We start from the raw sequence: 12642 nt of genomic DNA on the forward strand, positions 1-12642 counted from the left end.
GGGCCAGGAGCCCTGAACCGCTGGCGTACGCAACGTCAGCCGGCAACTCGAAACAGCAGCGCCCCGCATCCGCGGGGCTTTTTTGGTGCCCGTCGGCCTCTCCCCGGGCCAGTTGCCGCCGCTACTTCTCCCGGCGGCGGAGGATCGATCTCGGGACGAGCGTCATCGCCATCCTCGACCGGGACGAGCGATCGGCCAGCAGTCCGTGACGGATCGTTCTGACCAGGCCCGCCACTGCGGCCGCGCCGGCAACATCGCCGAAACTGCGTGCGTAGCGTCCGCGCTCGACCAGAAGCGCCAGCGTGCCCAACGCGTCCTGGGTCGTCCGGTCGGTATGTCTGCCGGTCGCGACCGCGATGGACCGCGGCGAACCGGTCGGCCAGCTGCGACCAAGATCCCGCACTGTGTCACGCACCTCGGACCAGCCCGCCTCCACCCGCTCGGCCGGATCGGCGAAGGATCCGTCGAGACGGGACCGGCGCCGGGCGATCCGGATCGTCCCCGGCGTCCCCAGGGCGGCCAGCAACAGGATGAATCCGCCACCCACTCCGGCGACTGCACCCCAGTTGACGCCCTGGTCCGCGGTCGTGCCGGAGACATGTCCCTGTTGCTGCTGCTGGTCGGGACGTAGCGTCGGTTGGGCTGTGACTGTCGGCTGGGCCGGTTCCGCGTTGGTCGACGGGAGATTGTCCGGCGTCTCCGCCCGGGCCACCGACCAGGTCGGTGCGGCGCCGGTCACCGAGGACGGCGTGGGTTCGTAGCGAACCCAGCCGTAGCCGCTGTAGTAGAGCTCCGGCCAGGCGTGGGAATCCCGGGCGGTGACCGTCCAAACGTCACCATGCCGGGTGCCCGGCAGGAAGCCGACCGCGACGCGGCTCGGGATGCCGACCGCCCGGGCCATCACCGCCATCGACGCTGCGAACTGTTCGCAGTAGCCGTGCTTGTCGCGGAACAGAAAGTTCTCCAGCGCCTGATAGCCGCTTCCCGGTCGCGGGTCGGTGCTGTAGGTGAAGTTGTCTGGGTTCCGCAGATAGGACTGGATGGCCGCGGCCTTGGCGGCTGGTGACGATACGCCGCTGGTGATCCGCCGGGCGAGGTTGACGATGTTCTTCGGCAGGTCCTGGGGCAATGCCGTGGTCCGATCGACATCGGGCGGGTTGCCGACCAGGGACTGCTCGAGTCCGCGGGCATCGGGAGTGACGTCCCGGCTGGTGACCGAGTATTCGAGCCCCTGCGTCGCGTTGTCGCGATCACCCCTCCGGTCGGACGAGATCACCACCAGGGACTGCGGGTCGTATCCCCAGCTACCGCGGGCATCGAAGGACACCGGGGCGAACGGCAACGGCAGGTACTCGCTGGCGAAGTCCTGGATCTTGATCGTCGTCCTGCGGTTCTTGCCGGTCGCCTCGGTCAGACCCGGGGGCTGCGGCAGGTGATCGCCCTGTTCGATCTGCGTCTGGGCGTTCTGCCATCCGGCCTGGCTGAACGCCGGCAGCGAGGCCATCCGCAGATAGGTCCCGGTCGGCTTGTTTGTGCGATAGGTGAGCACAACCTTGTTCTGCGGAAGTGTCAGATTGCGCTTGAGGTCGAGGGTCGGGTCGGACAATCGCAGCGGGCCCCCGGATCCGGATCCGTCGCCGAAGCTCCAACTGCCCAGCGCGAGGGTCGGGAGCACCGCCGAGCCGATCAGCGCGAACACCAGGGCCGGTGCGGCGACATACGTGGCGGCCCGCCAGACCACGACGCCGGCCTCACCCGCCATGGATCCCGCGGCGGAGTCGCTGCTCAGCCCGCGGGTCCACCGGGCTGTGGTGTTCAGGCCGTCGGCGATCAAGATGCCCAGGTAACCGACCGCCAGGCACAGGAACGGCCACCACCCGGTGTCCGCACTCAGCCCGATGGCGGGGACCAGGAAGACGGTGAGTGGCGGTGCGAGGCCGAGCACCGGTCGGCGGAGGCTCACCACGAGCACGTCGGTGAGGATCGTGATCACACCGATCGACCCGATGAACAGCAACTTGACGCCGTCGTCGGGCGGCATCGGCGCCGCCTCCGACTGGACATGCACCCCGGCCTCGTTCAGCAGGTAGGCCATCCGGTCCAGGAAGTCGTACTCCTTGGCGCCCGGGAGATCGGCGGTCAGCTGCTTGCTGACCAGATAGAGGAATCCCAGAAGTGCGAGCACCTGGCCGGCGAGCGCTCCTCCCGAACCGAGCCGGGTACGCCGGGCGAGCACCCCGATCGCGTTGATGGCGATGATCAACAACCAGCTCGGGCCGAGGAACGACGGGTCCTGGGTCAGCGGTGCCAGGGTGAAGCTGGCCAGGATGCAGGCGACCGTGACGGCGACCCCGTACCGGATTCCCGCGCGCATCAGGACACCTCGGCAACCGTTGCGGAGACGCCCAGATGGGATCGGTCCGACGGGGATCGGTCCGACGGAGATCTGGGCGTCTGGGCGGCCGTCGGGTGCGCGCGCCGACCGGCGACCGGATCCAGGGCAGCCCAGGCGTCGGCAACGCTCATCCCCCGGGTGACCACGACGACCCGCCAGCCCTCGCCACGCAGCAGCCGTACGGTCGCGTCCAAATCGTCGGACGGCGCCCGCCCGTTCGACGCCGGTCTCGCCTCGGTGGCCGCGTGACCCGCCTGGGCGAAGCTGTCGACGTCGATGACCATCGCGAGTCCGGTGGTGCGCGAACGCTTGGTCCGCAGTAGGCCGTGGGCGTCGTCCGCGGACAGCCTGCCCACCACAGCGATGACCAGTTCGCCGGTCTGCTCGGCGGCCATCGACTCCAGCGCATACCGAAGACTGAAGGTCCGCCGCGCCCGGAGGTCGGTCAAGCGAGAGATCAGCAGATCACCGGAGACCTGCCGGTTTCCGGCGCTCATCGAGGCGATCTCCAACGAGCCGTCGGCCTCGAACACCTCGGTCCGATAACCGTCCTCGATGAAGCGCAACCCCATCGAGGCAACCGCGGAGACCGCCCACTCCAAGGAATTGAACACGCCCGCCCCGGCGTGCGCCGCGGCACGCGAGTCCAGAATGATGCGCGCTGCGGGATCCCATGCCTGTTCTTCACGGCGTACCATCAGGTCGCCTCGGCGGGCGGTCGACCGCCAGTGCACCCGCCGCACGTCGTCGCCATGGCGATACTCCCGGATCAACACGTCGTCGGCACCGACGACTCCGATCCGGTGCGGCTGCGACTCTCCGGACCTCCCGGCACCGCCGCCCGCGGCCAGCGAGGTGAGCCGGACGATCTGCGGGGTGACCATCACCTCGGTCGTCGCGGTGAACTGTTGTTCGCGGCTGACCAGGCCGAACGGGTCGGTGGTCCGCACTGACAACGGGCCGCAGCGCCAGCGGCCGCGGACCCGGCCGAGCAGCGGATACTCGATCTCCCGTTCCCAGGTCAGTCCCGGCCGGTCGATACTGAACCGCGGCTGATGGCCGAGTTCGCTCGGAACGTGATCCTCCAGCAGGACCATGCCGATCGGTAGCCGGCTCTCCAGAGACAGCCGGATCCGGCCGACCATCGGAGTTCCCAGTTGGACCCGTTGCGGCACGATCGACCGGCGCGAGGACAACCGGAGCCGGGCAACCGAGATCATGATCATCGCGATCACCGGCAGCGCCAGCAGCAACAGGCCGACCCGCATCACATCCCGTTGCCCGGCGAACATCGCAACGATCACCACGAGGACGCCCAGCGCCAGCATCAACCGGCCGCGCAGGGTAAGCAGTCGGAATCCCCGGGCCTCCTTCATCGCCTGACGCCTAGCGTTTGTCCGGCACCGCGACGGTCCGGACCGCGGTATGGATGATGTCTTCGGGCGCATGTCGGGCCAACTGGGCCTCGGTCGACGGCAGCACCCGGTGGGCGAGCACCGGGACCGCCAGCGCGGAGATGTCGTCCGGGCTGACGTAGTCGCGTCCGGCCAGCGCGGCCCTGGCGCGGGCAGCCCGCATCAGTTGCAGTGTGGCGCGTGGCGAGGCCCCGAGCCGGAGATCACGCGAGTGCCGGGTGGCGTTGACGATCGAGACGAGATACTGCTTCACCGCGGGGGAGACGTAGGTCTTGGTCGTTGCCGCGATCAGGCCGCGGACGGTCGCCGCATCGGTCACCGGGCGCAGCGCGGTGAGCGGATTGCTCGAGCCGTGGGCGTCCAGCATGTCCAACTCCGAGGCCGGCGTCGGATAGCCCATCTCGATCCTGGCCATGAAGCGGTCGCGCTGGGCCTCCGGCAGCGGATAGGTCCCCTCCATCTCGACCGGGTTCTGGGTGGCGACCACCATGAACGGTGCTTCGAGACGATAGGTGGTGCCGTCGACCGACACCTGACCCTCCTCCATCGACTCCAGCAGTGCCGACTGGGTCTTGGGGGAGGCGCGATTGATCTCGTCGCCGACGACGATGTTGGCGAAGATGCCGCCCGGTTTGAACTCGAACTCGCGGTTCTCGGCGTTGAACACCGACACACCGGTGATGTCGGACGGCAAGAGGTCCGGCGTGAACTGGATCCGCCGGACCGTGCAGTCGATCGATCGGCCTAGTGCCTTGGCCAACATGGTCTTGCCGACCCCGGGGACGTCCTCGACCAGGAGGTGTCCCTCGGCCAGCAGCACCGTCAGCGCCAGGTCGATCGATTCACGCTTCCCCTCGATGACCTGTTCCATGGCCGTGCGGACCCGGGCCATCACCTCGACGACATCGGACAGCTCGTACGGCCCGCGGTCACCATCTCTGTCCGCGGCGGCTCTCTCTCGGCCGCCGACAACCGTGGCGGTCTCACCGGACGGCCCCGTCGCCGTCTCGTCGTACGCCTCGGTCGTGTCGTCGAACCTCAATGTCACCTGGTGTCCTCTCGCAGCGGACGGCGTCCCTGGTGGCGGATTACCCCGCCGGCTGGCTGCGGACCCGCCTGGTGGCGTACGGATTCGGATCGGCGCCTGCTCGCTACATGCTAAGCGCCAGCGCCAACAGCAGGGGCCAAAGTCAGGCAGATCCGGTTATCCAACGAGGCCGGTTCGCGTTCGGTTCATCCGGGTCGGGCCGTGTGCTGAGCGGAGGGTGCGAAAAGGGGGGAAAAGCTGCGGGAAAATGGGCCAGGTGGAGGAGAATGGAGTACAGTGGCGCGAAATGGAGGAGATCGGGCTGATGGTGGGGCTGGGAGGTGTGGACCGTGTTCCTCGGTACGCACACCCCGAAGCTCGACGAGAAGGGCCGGCTCATCCTTCCCGCCAAGTTCCGCGAAGAGTTGGCGGAGGGATTGGTCATCACACGTGCCCAGGACCGGTGTCTTGCCATCTATCCGATGGCGACGTTCGTGGAGATGACGAAATCGATCTCCACGGCGCCGACCAGTGTCAAACAGGTCCGCGACTTCCAGCGGATGCTCGCTGCCGGGGCATCCGACGAGAAGCCGGACAAGCAGGGGCGGATCACCATTCCGCAGCAACTCCGCGGTTACGCGGGCTTGCAGACCAACGTCGTGGTGGTCGGAGCGATCAACCGCGTGGAGGTCTGGGACGCCGGCGCCTGGGAGGAGTACTCCACCCAGCAGGAGTCGACGTTCGCCGAAATGAACGAAGAGGTGTTCCCAGGCATGTGACCGTCGGCTGACGGTCGCATGAGATGTGAACGGGCTCGTGTCCTCAGGCTTCAGTCCGAGGGTCTGACTCCCTGGCACAACTTCCCCGGTGCCAGGTAGTACTTCCCGCAGACCCCGGGCTGAAACCCGAGGGCACGATCCCGCAGCCAGTACAGGTCAGCGGGCAGAGCGAGGGTCGAGATGTCAGTGTCGGGCGGCTACGAGAGCGACCGGCTCGATGGCTGAGCAGCATGTGCCGGTCATGCTGACCGAGATCACCGAGCTGCTCAGTCCCGCCCTGACCCCGGCCGGCCCCGGCACGACCCCGGTACTGGTTGACTGCACGCTCGGACTCGGCGGACATGCCGCGGCACTCCTCGAGGCGTGCCCTCAGGCTCGGCTGATCGGCCTGGACCGTGACACTGACGCATTGGCCGTCGCCGAGCAGCGACTGGCGCCGTACTCGGATCGGATCGACTTGGTCCATGCCGTCTACGACGAACTGCCCGCGGTGCTGGCCGAACGCGACATCGACCGCGTCCAAGGCGTCCTGCTGGATCTCGGACTGTCCTCCCTGCAGATCGACCGCACCGATCGCGGATTCGCTTACGCAACCGACGCACCGTTGGACATGCGGATGGACCGGACCGAACCGCTCACCGCGGCAGATGTGGTCAACACCTATCCGGTACGCGACCTGGCCCGCATCCTGCGCGAGTACGGCGAGGAGCGGTTCGCCGACCGGATCGCTTCGGCCATCGGTCGGGAACGTGACACGGAGCCGATCACCGACTCCGCCCGCCTGGTCCGCATCATCGTCGGCGCCGTACCGATGGCCGCTCAGCGCACCGGCGGTCATCCGGCCAAGCGGACCTTCCAGGCGTTGCGGATCGAGGTCAACCGCGAGTTGGACGCTCTGCGCCGTGTCCTCCCGGAGGCGGTCGCCGCGCTGGAGCTCGGTGGCCGGATCGCGGTGCTGGCCTACCACTCGCTTGAGGACCGGTTGGTCAAACAGGTGCTGCGGCTGGCCAGCAGCGATCGGGCGCCGAGGGGTCTACCGGTGGTGCCGCCCGAACTCGGGCCCGAGCTCCGGTTGCTGACCCGCGGCGCGCAGCGGCCGACCACCGCCGAATCGGCGGTCAATCCCAGGGCCGCGTCGGCCCGACTGCGAGCCGCCGAGCGGATCGCCGATCCCGGACGGAAGGCGGCGTGATGGTCGGGAAGCTGTTGATCACCGAGCTGGTGGAGTCGAGCATTGAGGGGGCTGTTCGATGAGTGCACTGTGGGCCGAACCGTCGACGGGACTCGCCGACCGGGAGCCGACGGCCCGCCCGACCCGGCCACGGGTGATCGACGGCGGCGCGGGTACCGCCCGGCTCGGACGAGTCCCGTTCGTCCTGGCGTTGATCATGATCCTCGGCATCGGGATGGCCGGGTTGCTTGCCCTCAACACCAGCCTGCAGACGCAGGCGTTCGAAGCACGATCGCTGCATCAGAAGGCCAACCAGCTCACCTATCAGCAGGCCAGCCTGCATACCCAGGTTGCCGAGCTGCGGTCCTCCGACAACCTGGCGGCCAGGGCGTTCAAGCTGGGTATGCGGCCCGATCCCAGCCCCGGCTTCATCCGGTTGCCCGACGGACAGGTGATCGGCAAGGCCAAGAGGATCAACGGCGACGAGGTCCCGATGATCATCAAGACGCCCGAGCAGGTGACCGCTGAGCGAAAGGCCGAGGAGGCCAAGAAGCACGCCGAGGAGGCCAAGCGACAGGCCGCCGAAGCCAGACGCCAGGCCGATACCCAGACCGGCCGGACGTCAACAGACCAGAATCAACCAGGCCAACAGGACAACGGCGGACGGGGCTGATCGATGGGCGAGCGGCGGCAACATCCCTCCAAGCGCAACGCGTCGACGACCGCCAGGACCAGCTCCCGGCAGCTGCGAACTCCCCGTACCACTCCTGCCGCAGCACCGCGGCCGACGACCGGCAGACCCAAGATCAACACGACCAAGATCAACAAGACCAAGATCAACAAGACTAAGATCACCAAGGCCAAGATCACCAAGACTGGCAAGGCCAGGCGTCACGGCGTCCGCAAGACGCTGATCGTGCCGTTGGGTTCGGGCACGCGGCGGGTGCGGATCATCGGCATCGCGATGGCCATCGCGATCTCGTTGTGCGCCGGCAGGCTGCTGCAACTGCAGGGATTCGACTCGGCCGCATACGGCGCGATCGCCACGGCCAGCCTGACCACGACAACGCCACTGCTGCCGGCTCGCGGCGAGATCACCGGCCGGGACGGCACCGTACTCGCCGGAACCCAGCCGGCGGTCGACATCACGGCGGACCCGACACTGACCAGCCAGGACTGCAGCGAGACCTACGTCGGCGACCTGTGCGGTCTGGCCCAGGCCACCAAGATCACCCAGGTGATTGCCTCGCACATCAAGATCGATCAGCCGAAGACGATCGCCACCCTGATGCGGCACGACACCCATTTCGTCTACGTCGCCAAGAAGGTCCCGGCCGACGTCTACACCGACATCGCCAACCAGCTCGACAGCGACAACCTGCCCGGGATCTACCGGGAGAACGACCCGATCCGGACCTATCCCAACGGGCCGATCGCGTCCAACATCGTCGGTTTCGTCAACGGTGAGAACGAGGGTCGGGCCGGCCTGGAGTATTCGTTGAACTCATCACTTGCCGGTGTCGAAGGCAAGGAGAGCTACGAGAGCGCGCCCAACGGCAGCAAGATCCCGCTCGGCGACAGCAGCATCACCCCGGCCAAGAACGGCACCAACTACCAGCTGACCATCGATCCCGAACTGCAGTGGATGATGCAGCGCCGGATCGACTCGCAGCGCGCCCGGACCGGCGCCGACTGGATCACCGCCATAACCATGGACGTCACCACCGGAGAGGTGCTGGCCATGGCACAGACCCCCGGCTACGACTCCAGCGACCCCGGGGCAAGCAAACCGAGCAATCTCGGTGACCGAGCGGTCAGTCAGGCCTACGAACCAGGCAGTGTCGAGAAGGTCCTCACCTCGGCGGCGCTGATCGACAGCGGCGCCGCGAACCCCGAGACCAAGGTCGTCGTGCCGCCGACCATCGCCTCCGGTGACGGCCGGATCAAGGACGCCGAGGGGCACGGCACGGTGCACTACACGATGCGCGGCATCATCGCGAACTCCTCCAACATCGGCACCCTGATGCTGACCCGGCAGATGGACAAGACCACGCTGCGCAACTACCTGAGCAGCTTCGGTCTCGGCCGGACCACAGGTGTCGAACTGCCGGGTGAGTCGGCCGGGTCACTGCCGACGGCCGACATGAAGGACTACACCCGCGACCAGATCGCCTTCGGACAGGGCCTGTCGGTGACGACGCTGCAGGAGGCCACCGCCATCTCCGCCATCGTCAACGGTGGCATCTACCACACCCCGACGGTGATCAAGTCGGCCAGCACCGCCGACGGCACCGCCGTCCCGATCGACCGTCCGGCCCCGCGTCGGGTGATCTCGGCCAAGACCTCGGCCGAGGTCCGGGACATGATGGAGGCGGTCGTCACCCACACCGCCGTCAGCCAGAAGTACCTGATGCTCAGCCACTACCGCAGCGGCGGCAAGACCGGCACCGCGCAGCGCTACGACCCCAAGTGTGGTTGCTACCGCGGCTACGTCACCTCGTTCGTCGGGTTCGCCCCGCTGGACAACCCCCGGCTGCTGACCTACGTGGTGGTGAACAATCCCAAGCGTGGCGACTCCGGCACCGGCACCGCCGGCCCGGTGTACCGCGACATCATGCAGTACGCCCTGCCGCGGTACGGGATCGTGCCCGACCAGAAGAACAAGGCCTGGGGGGCCCGGCAGATGGACCGCCCGCTGACGTGGTGACACGGGCGGACGGGATTCCTGCTCCCGCCGCCGCGGCGGGTAGCGTCAGGGCCGTGCCTGCCCGATCACCAGCCACCGGCCTGCGCCCCGAACTGACGCCGCCGTACCCGTTGGACCGGTTGGCCGGGCTGCTGGGCGCTGACCGGTCCGGTGCACGGGCGGAGCCGACGGTGACCGGCGTCGCCTTCGACAACCGGCAGGTGCGTCCGGGGGACCTGTATGTCGGGTTGCCCGGTGCCAACACCCACGGCGCACGCTTCGCTCGAGAGGCGGTGCAGGCGGGTGCCGTCGCGGTGCTGACCGACGCCGCCGGCGCCGGGCTGATCGCCCACCCGGACGAGCTGGACACCCCGGTGCTCCGGGTAGCCGATCCCCGGCGGGCCATGTCCACCGCCGCCGCGGAGGTGTATGGCAGGCCGGCGACGAAGTTGATCATGATCGGGGTGACCGGAACCAACGGCAAGACCACAACCAGCGACCTGACGGCCGCCGGACTGCGAGCCACCGGACTGCACTGCGGCGTGATCGGGACGCTCGGCTACTTCCTGGACGGCGGGGAACTGCCCGGAAACCGGACCACGATCACCACACCGGAGTCGCCCGACGTGCAGGCCCTGCTGGCGATCATGGTCGAGCACGGCGCCGACGTCGTGGTGATGGAGGTGTCCTCGCACGCCCTGGCGCTGGGCCGGGTCGACGAGATCGTCTTCGATGTCGCCGGGTTCACCAACCTCGGGCGCGACCATCTGGATTTCCACGGCAGCGAGGAGGCCTACTTCGAGGCCAAGGCGCAGCTGTTCACGCCGCAACACGCCAGGCGGGCCGTGATCAACATCGACGACGCCCGCGGGCCGGAACTCCTGTCCCGGTCGACGGCGGGCGGTCTGCAGGTGGCCACCACCAGCCTCGCCGGCTCGCCCGGCGCCGGCGTCGACCACTACCGGTGCCTGTCCTACGACGCGGTCGCCGATCCGGTCGAGGTCTCGATCCAGACGCCCGCCGGCGAGCTGGATTTCCGCCTCGGCCTGCCCGGGTCCTACAACGTCGCCAACGCGATCACCGCACTCGCCATGCTCGACCGGCTCGGCATCGACCTTCCCACCGCCGCCGGTGGGTTGGCCGCTGCTGCCGTACCCGGCCGACTGCAGCGGGTCGAACTGTCCGACGGGCCGAGGGCGTACGTCGATTTCGCCCACACCCCGCAGGCGATCCGGTCGGTGCTCACCGAACTGGCGGCCACCGTCGCGGACGGCCGGTTGATCACCGTCCTCGGCTGCGGCGGCGACCGGGATCCGGCCAAACGGGGGCCGATGGGCGCGGCGGCCGCCGAACTGTCCGATCTGGTGATCATCACCGACGACAACCCGCGCAGCGAGGACCCCCGGCTGATCCGTGCGGCCGCCCTGGCCGGCGCCCGGGAACAGGCGGACCGGCAGTCGCGCCCGGTCGACATCCTCGACGGCGGAGATCGTGCCGGCGCGATCCGCACGGCGCTGGCCGCGGCGGGCAGGTCCGATGTCGTCGCTGTACTCGGCAAGGGCCACGAGCACGGGCAGGAGATCAACGGCACGGTGGTGGCGTTCGACGATGCCGAGCAACTCGCCTCCGGGTGGCACGAGCTGGCCGCCGGAACGCCGGCGGAGTCGACCGGAAAGGCAGGCAGGGCATGATCAACAACTCCGTCGGCGAACTGGCCGGACTGATCGGCGCCGACGCCGTGGTCGACGACGGACCGGTGGACCGCAGCCGGCTCGAGGCCCAGGTCACCGACCTCGTCTACGACTCACGCGACGCCGGGCCAGGCAGCCTGTTCGTCGCCCTGCCCGGAGAGCACACCGACGGCCACGACTTCGCCGGGCGGGCCTGGCGGGCCGGCGCGGTGGCCGCGATCACCACCCATCCGGTGCCCGGCGGCCTGTGCCTGGTCACCGAGGACCCGATCGCGGCGATGGGCGTGATCGGGCAACACGTGACGGCTGCCGCGAAGGCCACCGGTCTCCTGGTCATCGGCATCACCGGTTCGGCCGGCAAGAGCACAACCAAGGACCTGCTCGCCCAGATCCTCGAGCAGGTTGCCCCGGTCGTTGCACCGCGTGGCTCGATGAACAACGAGATCGGACTTCCGACGACAGCCAGCTGGGTCACCGCCGACACCCGGTTCCTGATCTCGGAGATGGGTGCCAAGGGTGTCGGGCACATCAGCTACCTGTGCTCGATCACTCCGCCGGACATCGGTGTCGTGCTCAACGTCGGCGCGGCACATCTGGGCAAGTTCGGCAGCCAGGACGCCATCGCCCGGGCCAAGGGCGAGCTGATCGAGGCACTGCCCGGCCAGGGACGCGCGGTGTTGAACGCCGGCGATCCGCGGGTCCGGGCAATGGCATCGCGAACGACGGCGCCGGCGATCTACTTCGCCGTCGAGGGCGACGCCGTCGACGGCGTCCGACCCGAGGTGTCCGCCGTCGGACTGGACCGGGATGATCTCGACCGGTGGTCCTTCGAACTGCGGCTCGGCGACGAGTCACATCGGGTCACGCTTCGGCTGCTCGGCCGGCATCAGGTCAGCAACGCCGTCGCTGCTGCCGCTGCCGCCTTCGCCGCGGGCGTGCCGTCGGTGGTGATCGCCGATGCCCTCAGCCACGCGGAGAGCCGCTCACACTGGCGGATGGAACTCCACGACCTACCCGGCGGCGGGGTACTGATCAACGACGCCTACAACGCCAACCCGGTCTCGATGTCGGCAGCACTTGACTCCCTGGCCACCATCGGCAAACACCGCAAGTCGGGCGACCCGACCGTCACCACGACAGCCGTCCTCGGCGAGATGCTGGAACTCGGCGAGGACTCCATGCGGCTGCACGAGGAGGTCGGCCGGGAAGTGGCCGAACGCGGCATCGATCGGTTGATCACGGTAGGCGCCGGTGCCAAGCCGATCGGCGTCGGCGCCCTGTCCGCCGGAATGGACCGTGGCGCCGTCCACCAGGTCGCCGACACCGCTGCGGCACTGCAACGGCTGGCCGACCGCGGACCAGGTGACGTGGTGTTGATCAAGGCGTCCCGGGACGTCGGCCTGGAGATCATCGGCGACCGGCTGTTGGCCGCCGAGCCCGATTCCGGGTCGGCAATCGGAAGCAGGAACTGAGGACGC

General features: G+C 68.5%; 9 protein-coding genes. 6 read left to right on the forward strand and 3 right to left on the reverse strand.

The features are described 5' to 3' along the window. Positions 1–121 precede the first annotated feature (121 nt). The 3 genes from GJV80_RS02795 to GJV80_RS02805 are packed head-to-tail and all read right to left on the reverse strand — an operon-like array spanning position 122 to position 4702. Positions 122–2374 carry a DUF3488 and transglutaminase-like domain-containing protein gene (locus tag GJV80_RS02795; RefSeq protein ID WP_154686600.1) on the reverse strand — a complete coding sequence of 751 codons (2253 nt, stop codon included), beginning with the start codon at positions 2372–2374 and terminating at the stop codon, positions 122–124. Then, the gene (locus tag GJV80_RS02800; protein WP_195909128.1) at positions 2374–3771 is read right to left on the reverse strand and encodes a DUF58 domain-containing protein; all 1398 of its coding nucleotides are present in this window, start codon (positions 3769–3771) and stop codon (positions 2374–2376) included. The genes GJV80_RS02795 and GJV80_RS02800 overlap by 1 nt, the downstream gene beginning before the upstream one ends. Positions 3772–3781: 10 nt before the next feature. After that, positions 3782–4702, reverse strand: coding sequence for a MoxR family ATPase (locus GJV80_RS02805; RefSeq protein WP_154689984.1), 921 nt, complete (start codon positions 4700–4702; stop codon positions 3782–3784). A 485-nt stretch (positions 4703–5187) separates the two neighbouring features. On the opposite strand from GJV80_RS02805, the gene mraZ reads away from it, so the two are divergent. From mraZ to murF, 6 genes are all read left to right on the forward strand, one after another. Then, positions 5188–5616: a division/cell wall cluster transcriptional repressor MraZ gene (gene mraZ / locus GJV80_RS02810; RefSeq protein ID WP_154686602.1), complete on the forward strand. Its 429-nt coding sequence runs from the start codon at positions 5188–5190 to the stop codon at positions 5614–5616. Between the two features lie 217 nt (positions 5617–5833). Next, positions 5834–6808, forward strand: coding sequence for a 16S rRNA (cytosine(1402)-N(4))-methyltransferase RsmH (gene rsmH, locus GJV80_RS02815; RefSeq protein ID WP_154686603.1), 975 nt, complete (start codon positions 5834–5836; stop codon positions 6806–6808). A gap of 58 nt (positions 6809–6866) precedes the next feature. After that, positions 6867–7460 carry a hypothetical protein gene (locus tag GJV80_RS02820; RefSeq protein ID WP_154686604.1) on the forward strand — a complete coding sequence of 198 codons (594 nt, stop codon included), beginning with the start codon at positions 6867–6869 and terminating at the stop codon, positions 7458–7460. Between the two features lie 3 nt (positions 7461–7463). Then, on the forward strand, positions 7464–9494 hold the full coding sequence (locus tag GJV80_RS02825; protein ID WP_154686605.1) for a penicillin-binding protein 2: 2031 nt from the start codon (positions 7464–7466) through the stop codon (positions 9492–9494). An 80-nt stretch (positions 9495–9574) separates the two neighbouring features. Next, complete coding sequence (locus tag GJV80_RS02830; RefSeq protein WP_370518883.1) at positions 9575–11164, forward strand: UDP-N-acetylmuramoyl-L-alanyl-D-glutamate--2,6-diaminopimelate ligase; 1590 nt, start codon at positions 9575–9577, stop codon at positions 11162–11164. After that, the gene (murF, locus tag GJV80_RS02835) at positions 11161–12636 is read left to right on the forward strand and encodes a UDP-N-acetylmuramoyl-tripeptide--D-alanyl-D-alanine ligase (RefSeq protein WP_154686606.1); all 1476 of its coding nucleotides are present in this window, start codon (positions 11161–11163) and stop codon (positions 12634–12636) included. Before GJV80_RS02830 ends, murF begins: the two co-directional genes overlap by 4 nt. Positions 12637–12642: the final 6 nt, after the last annotated feature.

Origin of the sequence: Microlunatus sp. Gsoil 973, assembly GCF_009707365.1 — a bacterium.
Classification (GTDB): Bacteria; Actinomycetota; Actinomycetes; order Propionibacteriales; family Propionibacteriaceae; genus Microlunatus.